Raw genomic sequence first — 25,695 nt, forward strand, 5'->3', positions numbered from 1 at the left:
AGAGCTTTTAATGACTATAAAATGATTTATAGTTATTAATATGCGTATTTTTCCTTACATTTCCCAGACAATGATCAGTGCATCAAATTTGTAATCATAATATGTGCTGCTATATACGGCAGTATGACATCCAGCCGTTCAATCATCATCAAACAAGGCGGCCCTGCCATACTCGCGCTTATCGTATTATTGCTGACTTAGGAGCAGACAGACTCACATCGGGTTTGTCTTTTTTATTTTGTATCCTGCTTTGTGGGCAGCGTCGAACTATGTTATATTTTAAATCGTAACATTACGATTTATAGAGGTGTTCATTTGGATATTATTATATTAGGCGGATTTCTTGGTTCAGGTAAAACAACGCTTCTCCAGCAACTTCTACAATATCAGCAGTCACAAGGATTAAAAACATATGTGCTGATGAATGAATTTGGACAGTATTCTGTCGACCATCTACTCGTAGATGACGATGTTCCACTTAAAAAGTTGCTTAATGGCTGCATCTGCTGCGACTTGAAAGTAGACGTTGAGATACAGCTGCATCAACTCTATCTGCTACATCAACCTGACTGCATTATTATAGAAAGCAGCGGTGTCGCGCATCCAGTTGAAATACTGGACGCTTGCCTGTCACCAGTACTTGCACCCTTCACCACCATTAAAGCATTGATCGGTGTTATAGATGGCACTCTGATTCAACGATTCAGCATCCTAACAGCAGATATTAAACAGCTGCTGATTGAACAGATCAAATACTGCTCGACTCTACTGATCAATAAAAGCGACCAGTTAGGCGACGAGCTGGAGAAAGTTATTTCAGACGTCAGACAGATTGCATCTACCAATCAAATAATAGAAACACAATACTGTCAGCTGGATGATATTAATGTGCTCTTTAAAAATTCAGTATCATCGGATTACGAAACGACCAGCAGACGTTCTCATAGCGGTATCAAATCAATCAGCTGTAAACTAGGTCGACCACTTGATGCCGAGCAGTTCGCAGAGTGGCTCGAACAATTGCCATCCTCCATCTTCCGGATTAAGGGCATTCTATCCTTCACAGAAAAACCGGATACTCTATATCTTGTGCAATATACAAATGGGACTATAGAAACACGGGAAATCCCCATCAAAATTCCACCTTACCTCGTCATTATCGGTGAACAAATGGATAAAGAAAGTATCAAAGATGAAATCGAACACATGCAGTAATAGTTCACAATGAGTTCTTTACAGTTCAAAAAAATTTTGTTAAAATATAAAACGTAATGATTACGCATTAATATATATGCTAACATTACTCTTTTTCATGCGACAAAAAAAGGGCGACTCCCAGCGCCCTTTTTTTATATGAATTTTTATTATTTCTATACAAAAACCCTCCAGCTTCTGCTGAAGAGTTCGATACATCTATTAAATATCCACTTCTGCCGCATAACGATTAAGCAATTGTCTCGTATGGGGTAGCCAGAGCTGGATTAAAGGTCCCATCGCAAAGGTTACGATAATAGTTCCTACAGAGACAGGTCCTCCTAACAGGTAACCTGCCACCATCACGACCACTTCCATAAATGTTCGTGCGGTTTTCAGATCCATCGGTGTGCGTTCAACAAGCAGCATCATAAAGGAATCACGAGGTCCTGCTCCTAACTGAGGTGTGATATATAACGCAATCCCAAAGGTCAGTATAGTAACGCCTATAATATACACTACTAGCTGCATAAACGTTCCATGTACTTCCGGCAGTATGTGATTGAATACATCTATAAATATACCGAGTGTCAGCATGTTAACATAGACACCTATTTTCGGCCACTCTCGGTTCAATAGGAATGTGATAAAGATAATAATAAGACCAATGATGATACTCCACATTCCGATAGACAGACCTAAGTTCTTCCACAATCCATAATGGAAAACATCCCAGCTACTGAGACCGAACTGACTGCCCCTCAGCATCATCGCAATACCTGCGCCCATAATCGTTAAACCTGTTACAAAAAATAACCAACGTACTTTATAATGTCCTCTATACATAAATGAAGCCTACCTTACTCTTAATTAAAGCATCTTGATAAGTGACAAAAATATCATCATTTTAAATCCTTATACAAAATGGCATATGGACATCTTAACACTAATGACAGCCTTTTAAAGAAATAATGCTTAGTCAATAGCTCACCAGCAGCATGATAGAATTCAAATATTTGAAAGCTATTTCCAGGCATACTACAATAATAGTAACTCAGAAAGGATGTTGATATCATGGATATATTTATCGTAGGTGGCAGCGGACGAGTAGGATTAGAACTGGCGAAATCACTCAGTGACAAGAATCATAACGTCACAGTAGGCAGCCGTTCTCCAGAGAAAATTGAAACAGATGGTTTCCATACAGCTAAGCTGGACTTAACACAGTCCGTTGCAGAAGCAGCAGAATCAATCGGTAAAGTAGACCTCATCTACTTCGTTGCAGGCTCACGAGGCAAAGACTTACTGCAGATTGATGCATTCGGTGCAGTGAAAACGATGCTTGCAGCAGAGAAAAATAATATCAAACGCTATATCATGCTGAGTGCATATGAATCACTCAACCCAGATGCATGGGAAGAGAAACCATATAGTGACTTAAAAGAATATTACCAGGCTAAGTACTTAGCAGATAAATACTTAATGGACAGCACGAAACTGGACTGGACCATCTTGCAGGCAGTTGCCTTAGAGGAAGAGGAAGGTAACGGTAAAGGTGATCATGCAACAGAACAATCCGTTGCAATACCAGACGTAGGACTTGCCCTAGCAGAACTCGCTGAACAAGATAATACGATCGGTAAAGTCGTGACAATCAGTAATGGTGATAAAGACATCACTTCATTATTTAAAGATGCATAAAAGAAGAAACACGCCTGTTGATCAGAAGATCAATGGGCGTGTTTTTGTTGTGGAAAGCGTTATTTATTCATTTCTTGGATTACAAGAATTGCTACATATAGAATGACAATTTTTTCTTTGTGCAGGATAATTTATAAATTTCATTAGTAAAATAATAAATATTTAAGTGTATTTTTGGAAAGACTTGAAAATAAGTAAATAATACTTTTTTTAAAAAAAGCACTCCCCGAATAATTTCGAGAAGTGCTGTAAACGTTGATATAATAACGATATTAACGTTTTGAGAACTGTGGTGAACGACGAGCGCCTTTAAGACCTGGTTTTTTACGTTCAGAAATTCATGAAGTTTCAGGTGTAGCCCTATAGTGTCTTAAGCCTTGATATTAAAGGATTTATAAAAATCAGGATATCATTAAAAATCACTCAATTTCACAAAAGGGTAGTTAAAAGGTAGTTAATAATCTGCTGGTCGGCAGTAATATTAATGTATTTAATTATAACTCTTTTTTTAATATTATTACAACTTCATAGTATATAAATAGCCTTCTTATAATACATCTTATGTAAACTAAATATTAAAATTATTTTGTGATATAATCTATGAGTCATCTACTTTCCGTTAGATGAATAATTTAACGGAAGGAGGTGTTACTTGTGGTTGATTACTTCGTTGGTACAATCTGTACAATTATTAGTAGTTGCACAGTTGCTTACTTTACTTATTGGCTAAATAGTAAAGACGAGCAAAATAAGTGGGTGCCAAAACTCACTAAAAACCCCATTTCTAGAAGGACAGAAAAGGGGGGTGTAGCTATAATTGGTACTTTAGTTAAAAAAGTTTAATATACTTAACTTAGAATTTCAGAGCTAGTCACATTCTACACATCGTATCTTTTTATTTGAAGTTATGAATCAAAACTTTATTTATACCATATTAATATTAATTTTTTCTAATTCATGAATTTTAAATTCATTCTTTATTTTTTGATTATCAATCACATTTAAATAATTAAAAATATCACTTTCTCTTAAATTCAGTTCTTGGCTGAAGAACATATATTCTTCCCCCATAGAAGGTTTTGCTATAGAATAATTTAAATTATACTTTATACTCCTATATTCTTCTCCATACATTTGAAATATATTTGGTGAAATATCATAAGTAAGAATCCACAAGCGTTTTTTCATTTTAGTTTTTATCAGATTGGACAGCTCTAAATGATTCTCATGGATATAAAAGTTTGTATAAAGACTAGGACCTTTTTGATAGTAAGGAGGATCAAAAAAGGTAAATGAATTTTTAGTTTTCATTATATTTTGATTAATAAAATCTTTAGCATCTTTATTAGTTAATACTACACTTGACGAATACTTTGATATTTTATATATTTTGTCTATTATAGATTCTTTATTGAAACGACAATCTATTAAGTAATTTCCATCTTGTTTTTTCCCTCCGATTACCCCAGCTTTAATAATTCCCGATCTATTAGTTCTATTTAAAAATAAAGTTGAAAATCCTAATTGCAAAAGATCTAATTCACTGTCAAGTTTTTTCTTTTGTACCTCTTTTTGTTTATACCATTCATCTATTGTTACAGGTGTTTCTTCAATTAACTTTATGAAACTGTCTGTATTATTAAATACACAATACCAAAACGCGTAGATTGATTTGTCATAGTCATTAATCGTGATTTTCTTTACATCATTATTTAAAAGTAACTTTATTGCTACTCCTGCTCCACCGGCATATGGTTCAATGTAATGATTACATCCATTTAATTCTATCAAACTCTTAATAAAGCCATACGTTTTTACTTTTCCACCCGGGTATCTTAATGGACTATAATTATTCATATTGCCTCCTTTCTTAGATTTATTCTTCAATTATTATCTTGTTGTTTTTCATTGTATATTTTAATACTTCTTTTAATTTAGTTATAAATATTTGCTTTTCTTCTACATTATTTTTAGCCCAATATAGAATTGGATCTGACTTTTTCCAATTATCCTTTTCAATTCTGAACCATTCTTTCCAAACCACTCTAGGAGGTTTATTGTAATGTGGTCCACCACTAACATTTTTGTGTTCTTCATTATAGCTTCCATTTCTTATAGACTGAATTACGTTATAATAACTATTATGCATAAACATTTGATATGTATAATCTTTATTTTCTTTCCAGAATTCACTGTTTTCATCTTTAAGTATATTAAAGACAAATTCTTCAGGATTTTCTTTTTTACCAGGGAGAGAAACAAAATTTTTCATCTTACTTATATCGAAAGGTATATCTGAATCCAAGCAGACAATCGAATTATATTTAAATTCATTTATATTTGCCTTGTACAGTGTTTGATAATTCGTACATGATAATTTAACCTTTTGAAAATTAACCAAGCTTGATATTGGTTTGTTGTTATATTTTTCTCCTCTTATCAATTTTTTAAATATATATTCAGCCTCAGCATCTTCAACATATAAATTTATTTTATCTATCAGCAATTTTTCTTTATTGATTATTAAAAATTCATTCATTAAATCCTTTAATTGAGGATCTACTTTTACTTCTAATTTTTTTGAATCATTTAGAAACGTTGATATGATTTTTATTGAATTTGGTCTATACTTACTTTCTAACTTTAAAGAATATATATATTCTAATAGACTCAAAGAGTGTGTAGTAAAAAAAATTTGAATTTTGAATTCTCTAGCCTTATTTATTAGTACATCTAGTAATTTATTTTGTGCTGCTGCATATAGAGTTGCATCAATCTCATCAATAATCAAAATACCGCCTTTATAATTGTCACCAAGAGCATTCTTAAGTTTCCTGAATGAGAACAATGCGAATAGAATTTGACCAATATTATCTTCTCCTGAAGATATCATTTGAATAGTTTTGTCTTCTTCTATAAAAGCAGCTGTATTTTTATTTTTTAAATCAGTATTAATACTTTTAAGATTATTGTCATACCGTTTAAGCAAGATCGATTCATATAAATTGTGAATCATAACTTTCTCTTCTTGTGACAAATCTAACTCTATATCATTATTTTTATTTGATTGAATTAAAGGGCTCACTCTTCCCAAACCCAAATATATAACAGGAAAAACATAATTAGAAGAAATACTATTTTCCCTCCTAGTTACTAACCTAGGAAGTTTTCTATCATGATTTGTTGACTCTATGTCAAATGCAACACCATTAGATAACTCTATTTTACAATGCTTAACTCCTCTTTTATCAAGATCTGACATTTTAAAATGTTCATTTGATTTTGATTCGAAATTTTGTCCAAATAATGTTAGTAAACTATTATACATTTGTATTTTTTCTTTTTCTAATTGTGTTTTATTAGGTTTAGCTTTTAATTTACTTATTTCATCCTTGCTTAAATTCTTTACACATTCAAACTCCTCAATATCAATAACCTGATTATTAAAAGAAAAGCCTTGGGCAATCATTCCCAATATTGTTGACTTGCCGGTACCGTTTTTCCCGGTGATAACATTAATTAATTGACCAGGTTTGATGTGGGCGTTTTCTATAATTCTAAAATCATTAATTTCTATAGATGTTATACTAATTTTATTACTTCCTGCCATAATCCCTTATCCCCTTGTATTATTTTCTTTAAAAAATTATAACATGTTATATAAGGTAATATTACATGTTTTTGAAAGTAATGAAACTTTCAAAAATATATCTAAATTGCAATTACAAGTTAGCCACCCTGACAAATCTAGTTCATATAGAATCCTAGGGATTCACTTAGTAGTTCTCTTTAATTAGTTCCTTCAAAAACACTTCCATCGCTGACTGTCCATTTAGTATCTTGCGTGGATATCTGTTCATCCATTCCTGGATTTTATGGACGGTAGAAGTTGTTACAGTTGAAATGGGGATACCTTTAGGAATATACCGGCTAATAAATCTGTGCTGATTTTCTTTCGTCCCTCTCTCCCAAGAGGCATAGGGGTGAGTGAAGTAGACTTCAGATAATCCTTTGAGGCATTCAGAAAGATCGCTGAATTCAGGTCCGTTATCTGATGTAATGGACTTGAATATTTTAGGGAAAGCATCTCCTGTTTCCTTTATCAGATGACGTAGTGCGTTGACTACATGGCAGCTTTGTTTACCATCAATCTTTAAGATAAGTTCATACCGGCTTTTTCTCTCAACCATCGTGAGGAGAACCTGATCCTCCCCAGACTTCTGGCCGACAACGGTATCTATCTCCCAATGTCCGAAGGTCGTGCGTGTATCCACTGCATGAGGACGTAGTTCGACAGACTGACCCAGTACTTTTTTATTAATACGAGTAAAGCCTGTCGGCTTCTTATTCTTAAGCTTTAACTTCATCAGAAGATTGATATTACGCGTCTTTATCAGTTTTCTGTCAATCCAGTTATAGAGTGTCTTTATGCAGGGTATGAATCTTTCTGGAAAAAGCTTAGCTTTCTTAGCAAGCATAATAACGGAAGCCGGAGACATTTCCTGATGTATCATCAGATGATCGGCCCATTCAACAAAGGGATTTCCTGTGATAGGAATAGGGCGACGTCCTGACTTGATACGATTTTCAAAGTATCTATCCTGAACAAGATCAGGTGAATAGATGCATTTGTAGTAGGTGTAAGTCTTATTATTCTGTATCTGCTGGCTCTTTTGTGTGTAAGTCCCACGCTTTATCTCATTATTGATGGTCTGTGGCGCTCTACCGAGCTTTCCGGCTATTTGTCTATTTGAATACCCTTCATTAATCAGCGTCTGTATGATGATTCGTTCATCTCTAGAAAGGTGTTTGCCCTTAACGGTTTTCGTGTTACCATTGATATGCGCCATACGAATTCATTCCTTTATTGTCGGTGTGAGAACTACAATATTAACATGAATTCGTCATGGCGTATTTTTTTATAAACAATTAATGTATCTTCCACCTTAGGTGGCTAACTTGATTGTATAACTTACCAATAGATTTATATAATAAGAATTTAAAAGTCTTTATAAGTGAATTTCATACTATAAAACTAAGAAAATAAGATTAAGTATCATGTGTATGAATAGCTAGCTATTATAATAGAAGAAACTCAAGCTATTTTTATGATTTAGAACGATTTTCTTCTTTTTCTAGGTATCGATAGATGGTAGATCTTGATACATTCCACTTCTCTGCAATAGTCTTAATAGACGTTCCGTTATCAACTAAAGTCCTGAGAAGTTGAACATCACTTTCATTAAACTTCTCAGGGCGGCCCCCAAGACGGCCCCTTGCTCGAGCAGCCACTCTTCCTGCAGCTGATCTCTCCAGTATAAGGTTACGTTCAAACTCTGCAAAGGCTGCAAACAAATGAAACATTAGCTGACCCGTTGAACTTGACCGATCCATCGTGATATTTTCCTGGATACTATGGAAACTGACACCTCTATCATTTAAGGCATTGACGATTGAAATGAGATCCTCCATATTTCTTCCGAGTCGGTCTAATCTCCAGACAATAACAGTATCCCCTTTCCGAGCAAATTCAATCGCCTGATCAAGTCCAGGTCGCTGACTTTTTGCCCCACTCATTTTATCAGTGAAGATTTTCTCACATCCATAATTTTCAAGACTATCATTCTGTAAATCCAAATTCTGTAATCCAGTAGATACTCGTGCATATCCAATTTTCATCCTGTCTCATCTCTCCTTTAAATGTATTATATCTTAATTTATAATTGGTTATCAAACATAGATTAAGAGACGGGTTATTGTACATAAATTTGGATCAAATCTGACTGAATTGTATATAAAAAAAGAGTGTACAGAAAATGGAGACTTTCTGTACACTTTAAATTGATTTATTACATTATGATTTATACTCCTTCAATCACTAGTTCTATATCTTTTGCTAAGGATAAATTATATTTCAATATTATCTGCAACTCGATTAATATTTTTTCAATAGAAGTCGGATATTTATACATATATAAATCTTTTAATATTTTCTTAATCATTCCATTAGAATAATGACTCACTCCAGCTACAAAGAACTTTCGATTATATTTTAGAAAAATATCTTGGATAGCTTCAGTGTAATCAACATATAAATAATATTCATTAGATAACTGATTATTTTTGAACTTGAAGGTAACTACTGGACCGGGACCTTCCCATTCCTCAGTAACAAAATATCTCATATTATCTCCTTCTTCTTTTTGATTTTTCCTTTCTATATTTATTATTATGGTAACTAACTATTTTACCTCTCTTCGTATAATATCCTCCATTTTTCCCTCTGACTCTATAACCCTTCTTACCATTACTTAATCTCACTTTTTCAAGATTACCTCGTCTTTTATTAGCTTTAAATGTAGTCCTAGCTCTTTGAGTATATCTCTTAACAGAATATCTTCCTTTTACTCCATGCTTCTTATAATGATACTTTGCATTTTGAGCTCTTGATTTAAATGTCCCTTTATCATAATGCCTATAAGTTTTATAATATTTCTTTCCATAATTATAGTCTGCCTTAATAATCATTCGAAATATTTAGAATAAATTTCTAATTAGTTGAAATGATCATAAAGAAAGTAATGAAATAATTCAAGTAATCTCTTACATCTACATGATATTTTTTACAATGTGAATAAAAAGATGCATGTGATTTATTGAGTGCAAATGAAACTACCAAATATTATTATGAGAAAATATGTTTACTAATGTATGAATTCCTGAGAAAAACCGGGTCATTTCATATGGTTTCAAACAGTTTCATATCATTGAATTTTAAGCAGGCTTCACACAAAATAGTTCTCCTAGGGGTAACTAAAAGGTAATTGAATACATAAATAAAAACACAAAAAAAGCACTCTTTGGAATAATCCAAAGAGTGCTTTAAACGTTGATGTAACAACGATATTAACGTTTTGAGAACTGTGGTGAACGACGAGCGCCTTTAAGACCTGGTTTTTTACGTTCAAAAAATTTTGATGTTTGAGCAATAGTCATGAAGTGTCGTAAACCTTGATACTAAAGGATTTATCAAAAAATAAGTATCAGTGAAAATCATATAATTTCAACAAAGGGTACTCAAAGGGTACTTAAAGGGTAACATTTTCAAACTAAAATCTGCTAGTCGGCAGCACTTTAAGTTATCTTCTATCTCCATTTAAATTAGTCTTATACTTCTGCAGGATTTTACATTGCACTAGTGGATTGTTCTATAGATTCTGAAACTAAGGTGTTTTAAAGGTTTTAATTTTTTATGTAGTAATTATATTAGGATCTAAAAGTTCACCTATAACTTATTTTGAGAATGAAATTAAATATGACGATGAAATTATGAACAAATCATTGTTATTGAATTTGGATATACCGTTCAATAAGAGTTATCTAGTAAGCTACAGACGACACTTGATTTCATTTCACATATAATGAGTTGTCATGTTCACACCTTCCTTTTTTGTTGTCCCTTCTGTAATTTCAGAAAAGTACCAATAAAAAGCAAATGGCATATCGACTAAAATCGATATGCCATTTGCTTTTACTTAATCCCTGTTATAGGCAAAAGTGATATCTTAAAGAATGATTAATTAAGATTAGAACCTACTAGAAATTATTTTTTTCTTCAGTTGTGACTTGCCACAAGAAAATCCATATCAGTCCTATAATTAGGACTAAAATTACCCATGAATCTGATAATACTTTAAGTTTTTCTAGTAATGAAAATTCTCTTGGAGTAACTGTCCGTTTTTCGTCAACTGTTTCCTGTTTTTTTTGAAAAGGCATTCTTTCAGAATAGATTAATAATCTTCTGCTACCATCGGGTGTACATGTCATCAGTGTCAAAATATCTCGATTTTTTATGACTGCCAATGATTCTACTTGATCCGGTGTTACAATTTTGCGATTAAAAACACGATAATATAGCTTCTCTTTATAATTACTAATGATAATCTGATCACCGTTCTTCAGTCGATCAATGTGTGTGAACCACTCATGTGTTGGTGAATATGAGTGGGCTGCCAATACACTATTTGTATTATTGCCTCCTAATGGGTAACTGGTCCCAATGACCCGTGAGACGCCTCTATTCAGGTTTTCAGGTGTTGCTTCAGTATATACTGGATAATGTAGTCTTAGAGCTGGTATCCTGATGGTCGCTATTATATCAGCATGCTTCGTCAGATTTTCTTCACTCTCATCTTTTTTGTTTTCAACAGCTGGTGATATGATTTTTGACTGTTGATTCTCTCTTTTATTGTAGTTTTCAAACGTTTGATATTTTAGTTGCTTATCGGGAGAAAGAGATTCGAATGACTGATCAGTTTTTTCAGACTCCACGCTCATACTGTAGTTATAGTAGACTTTTGTCCCAAGGGGATAGATACAGATAGCCAGTCCTATTATAAAGAGGAGTATAATGCTACTCTTTTTCATTCTGAATCCTTTTTCTTCTGCTTATGCAGTAACGGTATAGTAAGTAAATAACCAGGGCAATGAGAATACCAATGAGGTAGTTTTTGTAGACATTTAGAAATTTGAACCACCATGGATCTTTAGTAGCTTCATGTTGTTTTTTTACTTCGGGCGTATAGGGTACGCGATGCCCTGTAACAATTAGCCGATGTGAGTTAATCATATAAGGTGTACAGGTAAGGAGTGTTAGTTCATCTTTTCCTGGACGAATCTTAAGTTTTCGGAAGTCATTTGGTTCGATAACATCAATGGAATCTATCTTGTAAGCCAATATTTCTTTAATATTATGAACATAGACCATGTCGCCTTTTTCGACTTTATCTAAATCTGTAAACAATTTTTTATCCGGAAGGCCACGATGTCCGGTTATCACTGTATGAGTGGACTTTCCACCTACGGGCAGGGAAGTCCGTTCTAGATGACCGAGTCCCTGTTGCAGAATTCGTTCACTAGTTCCAGCGAACAATGGCAGATCCTGATGTATGCTCGGAATTTCTATATGTCCAATTTTCTCATGTACTTCCAGCATCTTAGCATATAGTGCTTTTCCTTCTTCCTTCTGTTTCTCTGAGAAGACATCTGTCAACATTTCACCGTTTGTCAATGTAGTGTTATAAGCTTTTGCTTTATTGATTCGAATATCAATCTCCCGGTCTGACAATGTTTCTAATTCCTTATCAAAATTATTGACGTCATTGCTGGACTGATAATCGTAGTATACTGCCGTTATAAATGGATAGAATAAAATGAGAATGCCCATCAGAAAGACAAGTAGGAAAGTGATATTAGATCGCCTGTTTTTCTTTTTGTTTGATTCGATAGTATCCATGAAAGCTCCTTTCAACAATAAAAAAGGCAGGACAACATACTGTCTCTGCCTCTAACTTTTTAGATTAAGCCTGTTTTTTTCTTCTGTAAAGGATAATAGCTAATGTCATTAACATCAGACCGACTACAGTAAAGAGAATTGTCCCCATCCCGCCGGTATTCGGAAGAATAGATTTTTTATTCAGAATTTGTAAAGAATCCAAGGTATAGGAATTTTCATTGACCGTAAAACCAGTTAAAGGATTAGTAGGAATCGTATAGCCTGTTGGAGCTTGGATTTCCTCCAGTTGATAGTCACCGAAGGCAAGACCTTTCACTTCGAAGTTACCAGAAGTATCGGACGTGAATACGGTAGCAGCATCTCTTGTACCCCAAGTGACTACAAGAGTCGCTGGATCTTGAATCAGATACTGGTCACCTTTTTTAACCACGAATTGTGCCCCTGATAAGTTTGTTGTTCCATCTGTCTTCACGAACTTTTTTCCGCCAGTCTGAACGGCAGGGATATCAGCATCAGCAACTGTTGCACTTCCTACAAGACCATGATTGTTGTCATAAGTTAAAGTTGCAGTGTTAGGAATCTTCTGGCCCATTACTGCCTGATTGTTGATGACTGTTGGAACGAGAATGTTCAGCTGAGCATCCGGACCGGCTGCTGCAATATTTTTAAGTCCAGTTGATGTGAATTTAACTGTCACTAGGCGTGTACCTGCATCATAAGTGGCATTGAAATCAGTACCTGCTGTCAATGTTGTGCCGCCGATAGTTGCAGTGATCTGTTTCGTGTTATCAAAATCAATTACTGCATTCAGTGTGTCGGTTACTGTGTAGTTTGCGTATTCATCGATACCTTTAGGTGTCGTTGGTTGAATGATCCAGTTGAAGGACTGTCCGATATCAAAGGTGCTTAATTTATTATTATCAGTTGCGATATCTTTATCGATGGTCGGGACTTCTTCAAGTGTGTTCTTTGGATAGACGTGTAAATCAGTGATATACCCAGTTCCTGCTTGATTTGTGATAGGTAAGGCAAGGCCGAACGGAACTGCTGCTGAAGTAGCGACTGCAGTTGACGGGTTTTCGATAAACCAGTAATAGCCTTCTGCTAAGCCTGCCACTTGTACAGTACCATCTGCCGCTGTATTACCGGTAGTTCCTGTTGCTGCACTGCCGACATAAGCTGAGACCTGGGCAGCTGTCTCATAGCTGCCTGAGTTTGCAATCATTGTATTAAACTGGTCTTCTGTTACTTTCCAGTAAGTGAAAGAGATATTAGAGATCGGATCACCTGCTGGCGGTGTCGTATTTGTCAATTCATCGTATGTCGCCGTTCTAGCAGTATCACCAGTAATTTTGTGAATCGTTACATTTGTACTTGGGCTTGCTGCATGTGCTGTAAATGGGGAAAAGAGACTGATGAGTAAACTGAGAATAAGAAATAAAGAGAAATACTTGGTAAATTTCGACATGTATGATGCCTCCTGTTTATTAATTAGCGTATGGCTTGGATTTTTTTAATATAAATGCAACAATCACCAATATGATGCCAATCATTGTGAAGGATAATGTCCCTTCGCCCCCTGTATTAGGAAGTACATTGGTATATTGCGGACTTTTGACGGTGACAGGTGTACTGCTACTTAATGTGATTGTTTTAGAAGCGCTGTCGAACCGATAACCTGAGCGTGTATTTGTCTGTTTAAGTGTATAAGTTCCGAGGGGGAGGTCACTGAATGTGATATTCCCTGCACTGTCAGATGTTTGAATGCCTATCAGCTTATTTGTTGAATCATAGAGCTGATATGTTACGCCACTAAGAGGCACATTCGTGTTAGCGTCATACGTATTAACAATGATGCTGGAAGCAGCCTTGTTCACGAAGTTGTAGGCACTGGATACAGTAGTATTATCCACTTTTATAACGCCGGTATTATCGATGAGTATAGTGTGTGTCAATGTATCCTTCAGGTAGCCAGCAGGTGCTGCAGTTTCGTTCAGTGTATAACTCCCAGGGGCTAGACTGGTAAACTGTACTAAGCCGTTAGCATCTGATGTCTTTGTGATGATGGCACCATTACTGGACTTTAAGTTGAAAGTGGAGCCTGACAGTCCTGTACCAGATTCATTGATTTTTTTGACAGTGAAGTTGAATAACCCGACTACTTTAATCGGTACAGAATCGCTGATTAGTTTATTGGGGCTCTGGGCTGTAACGGATAGAACAGTATCTTTCGGTTGAGCTGCTATTTTAACGCTGTAATTCCCTGAACTATCCGCTACTGCATTCCCCAATACTACACCGGAACTGTTACGTACTGTGACTGTAGCACCTGGTTCTGCTGTACCTGTCACCACTGTATCAGCAGAAGTCACCATATTCACAGTGGGTCCTGCCGTTTTTTTTGTGACTGTATTAGAGATACCATTTCTATCATACTTGATACCTAGTTCATCATAAGTCAGTTTTCCGACTGTAAGTGTGTAACTATTTAGATCAGGTGTCGTAATAGGTGTTGTAATCACGACAGTCACTAAGTCATTATTTTTCACATAATCCAGAAATATGGAGGATGTCCCTCCTGATGTTGTGACTGGCAGCTGGCCGGATCGAGTAGTCGTACCGCCATTGGTTACCGTATAATCTACTGAGCTTGGCATGGATATGCCTGTGCTCGTAGTAATATCATTGAACCAGACCGTCTTAGAAGCAAGTGTTCCATATGATAAAGTCAGCGTCCAGTTAATCGCTGTCTGTGTGCTGTTCATCTGACCAAGCAGCGTCATAGTCCCTGAACCTGTCGCAATATTGACAACAGCAGTAGATTTGGAGGACCCATACGTACTAGTTGGAGTCGCGGCTAATGCTCTAAATTGTAACGATGAAAATGTCGGAGTGAATGTAAAAGGCATGGATGTCTGGACAGATGGAGCCGTAACTGTCGGAGTCTCAGTCGTGACACCTTCTGTAGAAGCTTGCTCGGATGTTGGGGTCTCGGTTGTAATGCCTTCTGTTGAAACTTGCTCGGATGTTGGATTCTCGATTGTGACGCTTTCTGTGGAAGCTTGCTCGGATGTTGGGGTCTCGGTTGTAATGCCTTCTGTTGAAACTTGCTCGAATGTTGGATTCTCGATTGTGACGCTTTCTGTGGAAGCTTGCTCGGATGTCGGAGTCTCAGTCGTGATGCCTTCTGTAGAAGCTTGCTCGGATGTCGGAGTCTCAGTCGTGATGCCTTCTGTAGAAGCTTGCTCGGATGTTGGCGTTTCAGAAGATAACTTTTCGATAGGATTTACGTTTATATCGAATCCATTAATTTTGATATCGTATCCTGGAACTTCATCTGCTTCAATCTTGTAGATGATTTTGTTACCTTGGTTATCTTCAAGTGGTAAATCAGTTACTTCATAATGACCATCATCACTGATTTGTTTCATAGCGATAATCTCATTAGAACTCGAATCAATGATCTTAAGATTCACTGTCTGATGGTTAGGATTGCTGATGATACCTTGTACTTCTGTTGATTTGAAAGTGAGTAGTATATCGTATGATTGAATAGAAGCTGTAAAATTTGCTATCGGCACAATCTGAACTGAGTAATTGATTTTTTGTCCGGAATCATTGAACAGTCTCACATTATCAAATGTATAGGCAGTAGTAACTGGAGGAATAATCTGAGAACTTATTACCTGACCTGTCAGTTCATCAGTTAGATTCACAGTTACTGATGGCTGTTCCTGATTAGGTGGAAGATTCTCGAAACTTAGGGTCCCCTGGACACTAGTTGTAGGATAAACCACATCTTGTGCTGAAATTAATGAGCCCTGCATTGTTCCTGATAGAAACATTTTGTAATTCGACTGAGTATTGGAATCGACATATGTTGAAACAGTCAGGACGGTTGCTGGCAACTCTTTTGGTATTAAAAGCTGATAGGATATTCCATCTTGGATGGTCACTACATCTATTCCTTTTGATTTGAAAGCTGTCACAATCTCATTAGTGACAAATTTATGGGTTCCCTCTATGTGGAGAGTGACTTTCTGATCGTCGAATAGCTGATTTTCTGGATTTATCTTAATCTGCCAGTTCATTTGTGAAGCTTCATCACTTGGGCCGGTCACCTCTAAAAGATTAGGGTTAGAAGAAGACTGCGTCAATTGACTCGCTGATGATAGAGGATTAATGATAAACGTATTTAGATATAAAAATACAAAAAGCAGATAAAATAACTTTCTGATATTCAAACACCTCCTTAAAAATATGGAATTATACCAATCATAGTTTCTGTTTGGAATCACTAAGATATTATACATCATCCTGTGTAAAATTAAAATAAACATTTATTAATATCATTTATATTTCGTCGATAGTAAAATTAAACTAAACAACTAAAAAAGCCTTCTGTGCTAAACTCAATATATATTTCCGACCAAAGAAAACATAAGGAGTTAGCACAAATGGTCTATACACATCTTACCACGGATGAACTTGCGTTCATAGAATCATATTACTACCAGAAAATTTCGGTCAGTGAGATCTGCCGGAGAGTTAAACGTTCAAGACAGACCGTCTATAATGTAATTAATGCATTCAAAGCAGGTACATCTGCACTGGAATTCTATCAGAACTATAAGAAGAGAAAAACCCGTTGTGGAAGACGTAAGATCATCCTTCCCAAGCATCAGCTCAGTAAATAAACGATCTAGAAAATTTCTTGGTTACAGGATACCTTTGGAAGTATTTATGAGTTTCATCGAAGATGAGAAATTGTCTAGCTTATTTTGACGAACGAAATGATAAAAAATATTTCATTGCATTAAGTCATTATTTCTTTTCTTGCTCTCTTACTTTCTGCAAATCTTCATCTGAAATTTTAAACGTTACTTCACCTGTTTCAGTATCCAGAACCGCTATAAGTTCAACACCTGTATTAAAAAGTATACCTTGTTTCGTCTGTAGTCTTAAAGCAGATGAACCGTATGCCATCGTCTTCATTTCTTTTTTAGCCATATCTATTCCTCTCCCTGCTTTCTTTTAATTCTACTTCTTAATATCAGAATACCCTTTATTACAAAAATTATCATATTGTAGATTATTTGATAAATAAAAACACTCTCCAGTCTAAACTGAAGAGTGTTGATATATAATAACGAAATATTAACGTTTTGAGAACTGTGGTGAACGACGAGCGCCTTTAAGACCTGGTTTTTTACGTTCTTTCATACGTGGGTCACGTGTTAACATGCCCGCGCGTTTTAATGAACCACGGTATTCTGGATCCGCTTCAAGTAATGCACGTGCGATGCCGTGACGGATTGCTTGTGCTTGTCCAGTGAAACCTCCACCACGTACGTTTACTAATACGTCGTAGTTTCCTTTAGTTTCAGTGATATCGAATGGTTGGTTTAAGTCTAAGATTAATGATTCAAATGGTAAGTAATCACGTACGTCACGTTTGTTGATAGTGATGTTACCTTCGCCCGGTACTAAACGTACGCGTGCTACTGAATGTTTACGACGGCCTGTGCCTTGGTATTCAACTTGTGCCAATTTATTGTCCTCCTCTTAATTAACCACGTAACTCGTAGTTTACAGGTTGTTGTGCTTGGTTTTTGTGTTCTGGTCCAGCGTATACGTGTAATTTTTTGCCCATTTTGTCGCCGAGTGAACCTTTTGGTAACATCCCTTTGATAGATGTTTCAAGTAAGCGTACTGGGTTTTTCTCACGTAATTCACCTGCAGTGATTGATTTTAAACCACCCGGATGTAATGAGTGACGGTAGTATACTTTGTCTGCTGGTTTGTTACCTGAAAGGTAGATTTTTTCAGCGTTGATGATGATGACGTGATCGCCACAGTCAACGTGTGGTGTATAAGTTGCTTTGTGTTTACCGCGTAAGATAGATGCTACTTCTGAAGAAAGACGACCTAATGTTTGTCCTTCTGCATCAACAACGTACCATTTGCGTTCGATGTTTGATTCGTTTGCCATGAATGTTTGACGCATGTGTTTTTCCTCCTAAAATAAAAAAAATTCCCTCTGATTTCTGTCTATATATCTGTAACACAATAAGATTCCGGGGCTTATTGTAGTGGTTGATATTAAACAATACCGTTGTTTATCTTATAACATTCCGGGGTCAGTTGTCAATGGTTTGGGGTGATTTTTCATGATTATTTTTGTACCTGCTGGCACGTCCTGCTCGAGCTCTTCTGCTGTCAGATAAATCTTCTCGAGATAGAGTCCTTCTGCGGGCGCGGTCTTGCCTGCAACCTTTCTGTCACGTGCTGCGATGATGGCTACTGTCTCGCTGCCGTCTTTTTTGCCTTGTCCGATATCGAGCAAATGCTGCACCATGATTCTGACCATGTTGTAGAGGAAGCCTGAACCAATGACGTGGAAGTCATAGCCGTCCGGTGTCTTTGTCACCTTGAAGCTGTAGATGGTGCGCTCTTTATTCTCGATTTCTGTCTTTGCTGAACAGAAGGATGTGAAGTCATGGGTACCGAGGAAGTGTTGAGCCGCTTCGTTCATCAAGTCAAGATCCAGTTCGTGCGGATAATACGTCTCTATCCCGGTCTTCATCACGTCACGATGTAGTCCCTGGTAGATTTTATAGCGGTATGCTTTACCGATACAGTCATAGCGGCTATGAAAGTCTTCCGAGATTCGCTTGACCTCTGTGACATATATATCGTCAGGGAGCGCCGAATTGAAGGCATGCTGCCATTTCTCCGGTGTTAAGTTCAGATGTGTGTCGAAATGGACGTACTGACAGAGTGCATGCACGCCTCTATCCGTTCTTGATGACGGATGGATGCGTACAAACTGTTTATGCATCCGCTTCAGTATACGCTCCAGTTCATATTGGACGGTGCGGCCTTCGTTCTGGATCTGAAATCCTTGAAAGCCTGCACCGTTATAAGTAATCTGTAATAAAAAACGCATGGTCCACCTCTAGTTTCTAAAATAAAGGATAATAATCGCAATCGGAATAATGGCCAGGAGTGTCAGTGTATCAGTCATCTGCCAGTTCAGTCTGCGATACTTCGTGCGGTTGATATCCCCGCGGTAGCCTCTCACTTCCATAGCAACAGCCAGGTCCTCTGCCCGTTTAAATGCCGATACAAAGAGAGGGACAAGTAGAGGGACGAGCGCCTTCAGTCGCTTCATCACATTGCCTGTCGTCATATCAGAGCCGCGTGACATCTGGGCGCGCATGACTTTCTGCGTCTCATCCATCAATGTCGGAATGAAACGGAGTGCAATGGACATCATCAGCGCCAGCTCATGTACAGGAATTCTGATTTTCTTCAGCGGTCTGAAAAGTGTCTCGATAGCATCCGTCAGTGAAATGGGACTCGTCGTCAGCGTCATAATAGTGGTCAGGAAAATAATAAGGACAAATCTTAATGTAATGAAGATACCTTGCTCCACACCGTTCCGGTCGACCGTGATAAAGCTCAGACTGAATAGTGTGCCGCCCCCTTTCGTCCAGAAGATATGCATGACGAGCGTAAAGATCAGGAGCAGCAGAATCGGTTTCAGCCCACCGAGCACAAAGGATAGCTTTAACTTCGCTAAATAGAGTGTTATGAGCACAATCAGTATTAATACCGCATATGTGACGACATTATTGGCAAAGAAGATGATGATGGTCATCAGGAAGACGAAGAGCAGCTTCATGCGCGGATCGAGACGATGTACAAATGAATCCATCGGCACATATCTGCCGAGTACCATCTTATCAAGCATGGTCAGCCCTCCAGTCCTGATACATCGCTGTGAAATCTTCCATCGTTAATGCCAGGCGCGGGAATTGAATCGCATGCTTCTCTTCGACAGCACGCTGCAGCTGAACGACTTTAGGGGGCATGAGGTTATACGGCGAGAGGTCCAGACTGAATATGACTTCAGGTGTCCCCTCCTCTACAATCGTCCCTTCGTGCAGCACGGTAATACGGTCCGCTGTCGCAGCCTGATCCATCTGGTGCGTGACGAGAATAATCGTCATGCCCGTCTCTTGGTGAATCGTATCGAACAGCTGCATGATTTCCTGCTGTCCACGCGGATCGAGACCTGCTGTCGGTTCATCCAGTACTAGTATTTCAGGCTCCATCGCAAGGACACCTGCTATCGCAACGCGTCTCATCTGCCCGCCTGACAGATCAAAGGGTGAACGGTCCAGCAGTGAGGGGTCCAGCTGCAGCAAATCCATCAGTTTATAGGCTCTTGCTTCTGCTTCTACATGAGGGACACCGTAATTAAGCGGTCCAAATATAATATCCTTCAGTACTGTCTCCTCGAACAGCTGCTGTTCTGCAAACTGGAAGACGATCCCCACACGCCTTCTGAGCGGTGCTAGATGCTTGTTCTTAGTCTTAGTGCTCACTATTAAGTCATCGAACTGTATAGACCCTTCAGTGGGCTTTAAGAGCCCGTTCAAATGCTGGATCAATGTCGATTTACCGGAACCAGTGTGTCCAATAACAGCATAATACGCACCCAGTTCGAGTGTGGTCGTAATGTCATAGAGCGCACGCACTTCAAATGGTGTGCCTTTTGAGTAGGCGAAGCCTGCATGTTGAAAATTAATCATAAGTAAGTCAGCAGCTCCTCATCCTTCACAAATTTTGATTCACCTGTTATCAGCTGATACATCCGCATTGAGAACGGCAGAGGTAAACCGAGCGCCTGCAGTTCATCTCCTCGTTCAAATAAGTCTTGCGGAGTTCCCTGCATCAAGAGACGGCCTTGATGCATCACGAGCAGCCGGTCAGCTTCGACCGTCTCTTCCAAATCATGCGTAATCGCAATGACCGTGAGATTTAAGTCATGCTGCAGCTGGCGGATCACTGATAGCACTTCCCGCCGTCCTTCAGGGTCCAGCATGGCCGTCGCTTCGTCCAGAATGATAATATCCGGTCTCAGAGCAATAACGCCTGCAATGGCCACACGCTGCTTCTGACCACCTGACAGATGATGCGGCTCATGCGTCTTCATATGATGCATCGAGACAGCATCCAGCACTGTGTCTACCCGTCTGTGCATCTCCTCATAGTCAATCCCATAATTCTCTAAGCCGAACGCGATATCATCTTCCACAGTGGCACCTACAAACTGATTGTCAGGATTCTGAAAGACCATACCGACCTTGCCGTGGATATCATAACTATTTACTTCGCTCACAGCCAGACTCTCTACAGTAATACGTCCTTCCTGCAGCGGCAGAATCGCACCGAGCAGTTTGACCAGTGTCGATTTACCTGAGCCGTTATGCCCGACGATAGAGACCCATTCTCCTCGATTGATGGAGAAAGAGACATCTGTCAGTGCTGCTGTCTCCTGTTTCTCGTACTGGTAGCTGATATGACTCACTTCAAGCATACTCTTCCCCCCTTTCTCATTAGTATAGCAAATTCAAAACGCAAAAAAAGAGAAACATCTTGCAGTCTGCTATTCTTCATCTAATTAAAAAAACTCCCGAAATATCCGGAAGTTTTTATAGTGCCGTTTAATGATCTAACTCTGTCTCCATATGAATGCGAATCAGCTGCTGTCCAAGTGATGTCGGCGCGAATGTCAGAATGGTGAATGCTCTTTCCAGAACATTCTCCTCCTCATCTTCCCGCGTAATCGTAGAAGCTACAATCTCCTGATCCGCGCGATGAGCACGGTAATGCACATCGAACGTCCACTCCTGAAGCTGACTAAAACGGTCCTTGAAGATCTGGTTAACTCGTTCCATGTTATAAATAACAATATTATCATGACTTACAAAAGTCGCATGCAATTCTGGTGCAAGTATTTCTTCAATCTGACTGAGATCCTGATTCTTCCATGCTGTTAACAATTTAACGTAAGCCATAATGCGAGCCCCCTATAAAAAAAGAATCCATACAAGTGAGTAGGATTCTGATATGCCAAGAATGAAAAAAGCGCGCACTCTGCCACAGGAGTTCACGCATATGAATGTTCAATTGTGGCAGAATACTCTGAGCTAGACAATATCTATGTGTGGTAAACATTATCGTTGCACTCATTTGCTTATAGTATGTGTGTAAGATAAGTGATCTCTATAAACCGGATTATACTAATTCAATGATTACCATTTCTGAACCGTCTCCGCGACGTGGTCCAACTTTCATGATACGAGTGTATCCACCTTGACGCTCGTTATAGCGTGGTGCTACTTCATTGAATAATTTTTGTACTGCGAATTGAGTAGTGTCATCTTCATTAGTGATTTCAACACGGCGTAAGACTTGTGCTGCCTGACGACGAGCATGTAAGTCCCCGCGTTTACCTAAAGTGATTAATTTCTCAACGATTTTACGTAATTCTTTTGCGCGAGCTTCAGTTGTTTCGATACGTTCGTTCACGATTAAAGATGTAGCTAAATCGCGTAACATCGCTTTACGTTGATCTGAAGTGCGGCCTAATTTTCTGTAACCCATGAATCGTACCTCCTTCTACTAGTCTTCTTTTCTTAATCCAAGACCTAAGTCTTCGAGTTTAAACTTAACTTCTTCCAGTGATTTGCGTCCTAAGTTACGGACCTTCATCATGTCCGCCTCAGATTTATCTGCAAGTTCCTGTACAGAGTTAATGCCTGCACGTTTAAGGCAGTTATAAGAACGTACTGATAAGTCTAATTCTTCAATCGACATTTCAAGTACTTTTTCTTTGTGATCTTCTTCTTTTTCAATCATGATTTCAGCGTTTTGTGCTTCATCTGTTAAGTTAACGAAGATGTTTAAGTGTTCAGTCATAATCTTAGCACCTAAAGAAACTGCTTCCTGTGGTGTTAATGATCCGTCTGTCCATACATCTAATGTTAATTTATCAAAATTCGTACTTTGACCTACACGTGTATTTTCAACTGTGTAGTTCACACGCTCAACCGGTGTATACAGTGAATCCACTGGAATGACACCAATTGGTAAATCACTCGTATTGTTATCTTCAGCTAAAGCATAGCCACGACCTGCACTTGCGATTAAACGCATTTTCAGGTGTCCACCTTTAGATACAGTTGCGATTTTTAAATCTGGATTTAAAATCTCAACGTCGCTGTCATGCATGATATCTTTAGCAGTTACAACGCCTTCGTCTTTTACATCAATTTCAAGCACTTTATCTTCATCTGAGTAGATTTTAAGCGCAAGGCCTTTGATGTTCATGATCATTGTTGTAACGTCTTCTACTACGTTCTCTACAGTAGAGAATTCGTGCAGAACGCCTTCGATTTCGATGTGTTTAACAGCCGCACCTGGTAATGAAGAAAGTAGGATACGACGCAAGGAGTTTCCTAAAGTTGTCCCATAACCACGTTCCAACGGTTCAACAACGAATTTACCGAATTTAGAATCTTCACTGATTTCTATTGTCTCAATTCTAGGCTTTTCGATTTCAATCATTTATTTATCCTCCTTCAACAACGTCGAATAATTATTTTTAGTGCTACTGCTATTGTAAATGAACTTGAGTACTAAGAAAAATTATACGCGACGACGTTTGGGTGGACGACAACCGTTGTGAGGAACTGGTGTAACGTCTTTAATAGCAGTGATTTCAAGACCAGCTGATTGTAAAGCACGGATTGCTGCTTCACGACCTGCACCAGGTCCTTTAACTGTTACTTCAACATTTTTTAAACCGTGTTCCATCGCTGCTTTAGAAGCAGTTTCTGAAGCCATTTGTGCTGCGAATGGAGTAGATTTACGAGAACCTCTGAAACCTAACGCACCAGCTGATGACCAAGATAAAGCATTACCGAATTCGTCAGTGATAGTGACGATTGTATTGTTGAATGTTGAACGGATGTGAGCTACACCGTTTTCAATATTCTTTTTAACTCTACGTTTACGAGATACTTGTTTACGAGCCATTTATGTTTCACTCCTTTACTTATTATTTCTTTTTGTTAGCTACAGTTTTAACTGGGCCTTTACGAGTACGTGCATTGTTTTTAGTGTTTTGACCACGAACTGGTAAACCACGACGGTGACGGATACCTCTGTATGAAGAAATCTCCATCAGACGTTTGATGTTTAAGTTTCTTTCACGACGAAGGTCACCTTCAACTTTGTAACCATCAACTGTTTCACGGATTTTGTTTAATTCATCTTCTGTTAAGTCGCGCACACGTGTATCTTCAGAAATTCCAGCTTCTGAAAGAATTTTTTGTGCGGAAGTTTTACCGATACCATAAATGTAAGTCAACGCAATTACAACGCGTTTCTCACGAGGGATATCTACACCTGCGATACGTGCCATTTATAGTGCACCTCCATTTTATCCTTGTTTTTGTTTGTGTTTTGGGTTTTCACAAATTACCATTACTTTACCTTTTCTGCGGATAACTTTACATTTCTCACAGATTGGTTTAACTGATGGTCTTACTTTCATGTTTATAACCTCCTATTTATGATGGAGTTCGTTTATTTGAAACGATACGTGATGCGTCCACGAGTAAGATCATATGGACTCATTTCCACTGTTACTTTGTCGCCAGGAAGAATACGGATATAGTTCATACGAATTTTACCACTTACATGTGCTAAAATCTCATGTCCATTTTCGAGTTCTACTTTAAACATTGCGTTCGGTAAAGTATCAAGTACTGTACCTTCTAATTCAATAACATCTTGCTTAGCCATTATCATTTGCCCCCTTTTTTTAAGTTTCAAGACAGTCAATATACATTGTCAACTCATCTATTATAAATGATTCATTGTCATAAATCTATCGACTTGTTTGGACTTTAGGTGAGGATAACGTCTTATCACAATGATCGATTTTGGAACATTAAAAGTATCTTCACCCGGAGGCGAAACGGTATTATGAATTAAAGGTTAGTTAATATACTTTCAACGTCAGCTGTTACGTCCTGAATATCTCTTGAACCATCAATATTTTTCAGCACACCTTGTGCACGATAGAAATCGAGCAGCGGTTTAGTCTGCTTAATATTGACGCTCAGTCGATTAGCAACAGTTTCTGGATTATCATCTTCACGTTGATATAACTTACCACCATCGATATCACAGATACCTTCTACTTTTGGAGGATTAAATACAAGATGATAAGTCGTTCCGCAAGTTTCACAGATACGACGTCCCGTCAGACGGTTCATCAGTTCTTCTTCCTGAACTTCGATATTGATGACAGCTTCGATCTTACGACCTGCATCAGCAAGAATATCGTTCAGTGCTTCAGCCTGTTCAACTGTACGCGGAAATCCATCAAGTAAAAATCCTTTTTTAGCATCTTCTTCTGCTAAACGTTCTTTCACTATACCAATAGTCACTTCGTCCGGTACAAGTTCGCCTTTATCCATGAATGATTTAGCCTCGTTACCGAGAGCTGTACCATTCTTGATAGCAGCGCGAAACATGTCACCAGTTGAAATATGTGGGATAGGGTACTTCTTAATAATCTCACTCGCTTGAGTTCCTTTACCTGCACCAGGTAAACCCATTAAAATGATATTCATTAATAT

At 37.9% G+C, this 25,695-nt stretch carries 31 protein-coding genes and 2 pseudogenes; 5 read left to right on the forward strand and 28 right to left on the reverse strand.

The window, feature by feature from the left end:
- Positions 1–96 precede the first annotated feature (96 nt).
- A pseudogene (locus ERX37_RS06190) lies at positions 97–201 on the forward strand (DUF1304 family protein); the annotation flags it as partial.
- A gap of 114 nt (positions 202–315) precedes the next feature.
- Complete coding sequence (locus ERX37_RS06195; RefSeq protein ID WP_165981987.1) at positions 316–1,215, forward strand: CobW family GTP-binding protein; 900 nt, start codon at positions 316–318, stop codon at positions 1,213–1,215.
- A gap of 201 nt (positions 1,216–1,416) precedes the next feature.
- Here ERX37_RS06195 and ERX37_RS06200 read toward each other — a convergent pair whose 3' ends face one another.
- Positions 1,417–2,040, reverse strand: coding sequence for a YczE/YyaS/YitT family protein (locus tag ERX37_RS06200; RefSeq protein WP_133429815.1), 624 nt, complete (start codon positions 2,038–2,040; stop codon positions 1,417–1,419).
- A 228-nt stretch (positions 2,041–2,268) separates the two neighbouring features.
- Between ERX37_RS06200 and ERX37_RS06205 the strand changes: the two genes are divergently transcribed.
- Complete coding sequence (locus tag ERX37_RS06205) at positions 2,269–2,895, forward strand: NAD(P)H-binding protein (protein ID WP_133429816.1); 627 nt, start codon at positions 2,269–2,271, stop codon at positions 2,893–2,895.
- Positions 2,896–3,167: 272 nt separating this feature from the next.
- Here the strand turns inward: ERX37_RS06205 and rpsI (ERX37_RS11775) are convergent, their stop codons facing one another.
- A complete protein-coding gene (gene rpsI / locus ERX37_RS11775) occupies positions 3,168–3,233 on the reverse strand; it encodes a 30S ribosomal protein S9 (protein ID WP_133430116.1) in 66 nt (21 codons plus the stop codon).
- Between the two features lie 316 nt (positions 3,234–3,549).
- Between rpsI (ERX37_RS11775) and ERX37_RS06215 the strand changes: the two genes are divergently transcribed.
- Complete coding sequence (locus ERX37_RS06215; protein ID WP_133429817.1) at positions 3,550–3,738, forward strand: type I toxin-antitoxin system Fst family toxin; 189 nt, start codon at positions 3,550–3,552, stop codon at positions 3,736–3,738.
- A gap of 81 nt (positions 3,739–3,819) precedes the next feature.
- On the opposite strand, the gene ERX37_RS06220 is transcribed toward ERX37_RS06215, so the two are convergent.
- From ERX37_RS06220 to ERX37_RS06270, 11 genes are all read right to left on the reverse strand, one after another.
- Positions 3,820–4,752, reverse strand: coding sequence for a DNA adenine methylase (locus tag ERX37_RS06220; RefSeq protein ID WP_133429818.1), 933 nt, complete (start codon positions 4,750–4,752; stop codon positions 3,820–3,822).
- Positions 4,753–4,771: 19 nt separating this feature from the next.
- On the reverse strand, positions 4,772–6,505 hold the full coding sequence (locus ERX37_RS06225; protein ID WP_133429819.1) for an ATP-binding protein: 1,734 nt from the start codon (positions 6,503–6,505) through the stop codon (positions 4,772–4,774).
- 166 nt (positions 6,506–6,671) lie between these two features.
- A complete protein-coding gene (locus tag ERX37_RS06230; RefSeq protein WP_133429820.1) occupies positions 6,672–7,745 on the reverse strand; it encodes an IS30 family transposase in 1,074 nt (357 codons plus the stop codon).
- Between the two features lie 256 nt (positions 7,746–8,001).
- Positions 8,002–8,574, reverse strand: coding sequence for a recombinase family protein (locus ERX37_RS06235; RefSeq protein ID WP_133429821.1), 573 nt, complete (start codon positions 8,572–8,574; stop codon positions 8,002–8,004).
- Positions 8,575–8,756: 182 nt separating this feature from the next.
- Positions 8,757–9,080, reverse strand: a complete 324-nt coding sequence (locus tag ERX37_RS06240) for a hypothetical protein (protein WP_133429822.1) — start codon at positions 9,078–9,080, stop codon at positions 8,757–8,759.
- Between the two features lies 1 nt (position 9,081).
- Positions 9,082–9,423 (reverse strand): hypothetical protein, encoded by a 342-nt coding sequence (locus tag ERX37_RS06245; RefSeq protein ID WP_133429823.1) that lies wholly within the window; start codon positions 9,421–9,423, stop codon positions 9,082–9,084.
- Between the two features lie 378 nt (positions 9,424–9,801).
- Entirely contained in the window at positions 9,802–9,891 is a 90-nt protein-coding gene (gene rpsI, locus ERX37_RS11780; RefSeq protein ID WP_133429824.1) for a 30S ribosomal protein S9, read from the reverse strand.
- A 600-nt stretch (positions 9,892–10,491) separates the two neighbouring features.
- Complete coding sequence (locus ERX37_RS06255) at positions 10,492–11,322, reverse strand: class C sortase (RefSeq protein WP_133429825.1); 831 nt, start codon at positions 11,320–11,322, stop codon at positions 10,492–10,494.
- Positions 11,309–12,190 (reverse strand): class C sortase, encoded by an 882-nt coding sequence (locus tag ERX37_RS06260; RefSeq protein WP_133429826.1) that lies wholly within the window; start codon positions 12,188–12,190, stop codon positions 11,309–11,311. Before ERX37_RS06260 ends, ERX37_RS06255 begins: the two co-directional genes overlap by 14 nt.
- 64 nt (positions 12,191–12,254) lie before the next feature.
- Positions 12,255–13,658, reverse strand: coding sequence for a SpaH/EbpB family LPXTG-anchored major pilin (locus ERX37_RS06265; protein WP_133429827.1), 1,404 nt, complete (start codon positions 13,656–13,658; stop codon positions 12,255–12,257).
- 19 nt (positions 13,659–13,677) lie between these two features.
- Positions 13,678–16,434: a SpaA isopeptide-forming pilin-related protein gene (locus tag ERX37_RS06270; protein WP_165981988.1), complete on the reverse strand. Its 2,757-nt coding sequence runs from the start codon at positions 16,432–16,434 to the stop codon at positions 13,678–13,680.
- Between the two features lie 177 nt (positions 16,435–16,611).
- Between ERX37_RS06270 and ERX37_RS06275 the strand changes: the two are divergent.
- Positions 16,612–16,881: pseudogene (locus ERX37_RS06275) on the forward strand (helix-turn-helix domain-containing protein); the annotation flags it as partial.
- Positions 16,882–17,014: 133 nt separating this feature from the next.
- Here ERX37_RS06275 and ERX37_RS06280 read toward each other — a convergent pair.
- From ERX37_RS06280 to ERX37_RS06350, 15 genes are all read right to left on the reverse strand, one after another.
- Positions 17,015–17,200, reverse strand: a complete 186-nt coding sequence (locus ERX37_RS06280; protein WP_133429830.1) for a hypothetical protein — start codon at positions 17,198–17,200, stop codon at positions 17,015–17,017.
- Between the two features lie 147 nt (positions 17,201–17,347).
- A complete protein-coding gene (rpsI, locus tag ERX37_RS06285) occupies positions 17,348–17,740 on the reverse strand; it encodes a 30S ribosomal protein S9 (RefSeq protein WP_133429831.1) in 393 nt (130 codons plus the stop codon).
- Between the two features lie 19 nt (positions 17,741–17,759).
- A complete protein-coding gene (rplM, locus tag ERX37_RS06290) occupies positions 17,760–18,197 on the reverse strand; it encodes a 50S ribosomal protein L13 (protein ID WP_133417864.1) in 438 nt (145 codons plus the stop codon).
- A gap of 117 nt (positions 18,198–18,314) precedes the next feature.
- Entirely contained in the window at positions 18,315–19,139 is an 825-nt protein-coding gene (gene truA, locus ERX37_RS06295) for a tRNA pseudouridine(38-40) synthase TruA (RefSeq protein WP_133429832.1), read from the reverse strand.
- Between the two features lie 9 nt (positions 19,140–19,148).
- Positions 19,149–19,946, reverse strand: coding sequence for an energy-coupling factor transporter transmembrane component T family protein (locus tag ERX37_RS06300; RefSeq protein WP_133429833.1), 798 nt, complete (start codon positions 19,944–19,946; stop codon positions 19,149–19,151).
- Positions 19,939–20,790, reverse strand: a complete 852-nt coding sequence (locus ERX37_RS06305) for an energy-coupling factor transporter ATPase (protein ID WP_133429834.1) — start codon at positions 20,788–20,790, stop codon at positions 19,939–19,941. Before ERX37_RS06305 ends, ERX37_RS06300 begins: the two co-directional genes overlap by 8 nt.
- Positions 20,787–21,578 carry an energy-coupling factor transporter ATPase gene (locus ERX37_RS06310; RefSeq protein ID WP_133429835.1) on the reverse strand — a complete coding sequence of 264 codons (792 nt, stop codon included), beginning with the start codon at positions 21,576–21,578 and terminating at the stop codon, positions 20,787–20,789. Before ERX37_RS06310 ends, ERX37_RS06305 begins: the two co-directional genes overlap by 4 nt.
- 127 nt (positions 21,579–21,705) lie before the next feature.
- The gene (locus ERX37_RS06315; protein ID WP_133429836.1) at positions 21,706–22,059 is read right to left on the reverse strand and encodes a hypothetical protein; all 354 of its coding nucleotides are present in this window, start codon (positions 22,057–22,059) and stop codon (positions 21,706–21,708) included.
- Between the two features lie 220 nt (positions 22,060–22,279).
- Positions 22,280–22,648 (reverse strand): 50S ribosomal protein L17, encoded by a 369-nt coding sequence (gene rplQ, locus ERX37_RS06320; protein ID WP_133417859.1) that lies wholly within the window; start codon positions 22,646–22,648, stop codon positions 22,280–22,282.
- Between the two features lie 18 nt (positions 22,649–22,666).
- On the reverse strand, positions 22,667–23,611 hold the full coding sequence (locus tag ERX37_RS06325) for a DNA-directed RNA polymerase subunit alpha (protein ID WP_133429837.1): 945 nt from the start codon (positions 23,609–23,611) through the stop codon (positions 22,667–22,669).
- Positions 23,612–23,692: 81 nt separating this feature from the next.
- Positions 23,693–24,082, reverse strand: a complete 390-nt coding sequence (rpsK, locus tag ERX37_RS06330; protein WP_133429838.1) for a 30S ribosomal protein S11 — start codon at positions 24,080–24,082, stop codon at positions 23,693–23,695.
- Positions 24,083–24,104: 22 nt separating this feature from the next.
- Positions 24,105–24,470, reverse strand: a complete 366-nt coding sequence (gene rpsM, locus ERX37_RS06335; RefSeq protein ID WP_133429839.1) for a 30S ribosomal protein S13 — start codon at positions 24,468–24,470, stop codon at positions 24,105–24,107.
- A gap of 18 nt (positions 24,471–24,488) precedes the next feature.
- Entirely contained in the window at positions 24,489–24,602 is a 114-nt protein-coding gene (rpmJ, locus tag ERX37_RS06340; RefSeq protein WP_003156543.1) for a 50S ribosomal protein L36, read from the reverse strand.
- A 32-nt stretch (positions 24,603–24,634) separates the two neighbouring features.
- Positions 24,635–24,853, reverse strand: coding sequence for a translation initiation factor IF-1 (gene infA, locus ERX37_RS06345; protein WP_133417855.1), 219 nt, complete (start codon positions 24,851–24,853; stop codon positions 24,635–24,637).
- 188 nt (positions 24,854–25,041) lie between these two features.
- Positions 25,042–25,689 (reverse strand): adenylate kinase, encoded by a 648-nt coding sequence (locus ERX37_RS06350; protein ID WP_133429840.1) that lies wholly within the window; start codon positions 25,687–25,689, stop codon positions 25,042–25,044.
- Positions 25,690–25,695 lie beyond the last annotated feature (6 nt).

Source organism: Macrococcus hajekii, assembly GCF_004359505.1.
GTDB classification, from domain to species: Bacteria; Bacillota; Bacilli; order Staphylococcales; family Staphylococcaceae; genus Macrococcus; species Macrococcus hajekii.

What these genes read in the sequence shown, in the direction of transcription:
- ERX37_RS06200 (WP_133429815.1), bottom strand. Translation starts at nt 2,040, where the DNA reads ATGTATAGAGGACATTATAAAGTACGTTGGTTATTTTTTGTAACAGGT.
- ERX37_RS06205 (WP_133429816.1), top strand. Translation starts at nt 2,269, where the DNA reads ATGGATATATTTATCGTAGGTGGCAGCGGACGAGTAGGATTAGAACTG.
- ERX37_RS06220 (WP_133429818.1), bottom strand. Translation starts at nt 4,752, where the DNA reads ATGAATAATTATAGTCCATTAAGATACCCGGGTGGAAAAGTAAAAACG.
- ERX37_RS06225 (WP_133429819.1), bottom strand. Translation starts at nt 6,505, where the DNA reads ATGGCAGGAAGTAATAAAATTAGTATAACATCTATAGAAATTAATGAT.
- ERX37_RS06230 (WP_133429820.1), bottom strand. Translation starts at nt 7,745, where the DNA reads ATGGCGCATATCAATGGTAACACGAAAACCGTTAAGGGCAAACACCTT.
- ERX37_RS06235 (WP_133429821.1), bottom strand. Translation starts at nt 8,574, where the DNA reads ATGAAAATTGGATATGCACGAGTATCTACTGGATTACAGAATTTGGAT.
- ERX37_RS06240 (WP_133429822.1), bottom strand. Translation starts at nt 9,080, where the DNA reads ATGAGATATTTTGTTACTGAGGAATGGGAAGGTCCCGGTCCAGTAGTT.
- ERX37_RS06245 (WP_133429823.1), bottom strand. Translation starts at nt 9,423, where the DNA reads ATGATTATTAAGGCAGACTATAATTATGGAAAGAAATATTATAAAACT.
- rpsI (WP_133429824.1), bottom strand. Translation starts at nt 9,891, where the DNA reads ATGACTATTGCTCAAACATCAAAATTTTTTGAACGTAAAAAACCAGGT.
- ERX37_RS06255 (WP_133429825.1), bottom strand. Translation starts at nt 11,322, where the DNA reads ATGAAAAAGAGTAGCATTATACTCCTCTTTATAATAGGACTGGCTATC.
- ERX37_RS06260 (WP_133429826.1), bottom strand. Translation starts at nt 12,190, where the DNA reads ATGGATACTATCGAATCAAACAAAAAGAAAAACAGGCGATCTAATATC.
- ERX37_RS06265 (WP_133429827.1), bottom strand. Translation starts at nt 13,658, where the DNA reads ATGTCGAAATTTACCAAGTATTTCTCTTTATTTCTTATTCTCAGTTTA.
- ERX37_RS06280 (WP_133429830.1), bottom strand. Translation starts at nt 17,200, where the DNA reads ATGGCTAAAAAAGAAATGAAGACGATGGCATACGGTTCATCTGCTTTA.
- rplM (WP_133417864.1), bottom strand. Translation starts at nt 18,197, where the DNA reads ATGCGTCAAACATTCATGGCAAACGAATCAAACATCGAACGCAAATGG.
- truA (WP_133429832.1), bottom strand. Translation starts at nt 19,139, where the DNA reads ATGCGTTTTTTATTACAGATTACTTATAACGGTGCAGGCTTTCAAGGA.
- ERX37_RS06300 (WP_133429833.1), bottom strand. Translation starts at nt 19,946, where the DNA reads ATGCTTGATAAGATGGTACTCGGCAGATATGTGCCGATGGATTCATTT.
- ERX37_RS06305 (WP_133429834.1), bottom strand. Translation starts at nt 20,790, where the DNA reads ATGATTAATTTTCAACATGCAGGCTTCGCCTACTCAAAAGGCACACCA.
- ERX37_RS06310 (WP_133429835.1), bottom strand. Translation starts at nt 21,578, where the DNA reads ATGCTTGAAGTGAGTCATATCAGCTACCAGTACGAGAAACAGGAGACA.
- ERX37_RS06315 (WP_133429836.1), bottom strand. Translation starts at nt 22,059, where the DNA reads ATGGCTTACGTTAAATTGTTAACAGCATGGAAGAATCAGGATCTCAGT.
- rplQ (WP_133417859.1), bottom strand. Translation starts at nt 22,648, where the DNA reads ATGGGTTACAGAAAATTAGGCCGCACTTCAGATCAACGTAAAGCGATG.
- ERX37_RS06325 (WP_133429837.1), bottom strand. Translation starts at nt 23,611, where the DNA reads ATGATTGAAATCGAAAAGCCTAGAATTGAGACAATAGAAATCAGTGAA.
- rpsK (WP_133429838.1), bottom strand. Translation starts at nt 24,082, where the DNA reads ATGGCTCGTAAACAAGTATCTCGTAAACGTAGAGTTAAAAAGAATATT.
- rpsM (WP_133429839.1), bottom strand. Translation starts at nt 24,470, where the DNA reads ATGGCACGTATCGCAGGTGTAGATATCCCTCGTGAGAAACGCGTTGTA.
- rpmJ (WP_003156543.1), bottom strand. Translation starts at nt 24,602, where the DNA reads ATGAAAGTAAGACCATCAGTTAAACCAATCTGTGAGAAATGTAAAGTT.
- infA (WP_133417855.1), bottom strand. Translation starts at nt 24,853, where the DNA reads ATGGCTAAGCAAGATGTTATTGAATTAGAAGGTACAGTACTTGATACT.
- ERX37_RS06350 (WP_133429840.1), bottom strand. Translation starts at nt 25,689, where the DNA reads ATGAATATCATTTTAATGGGTTTACCTGGTGCAGGTAAAGGAACTCAA.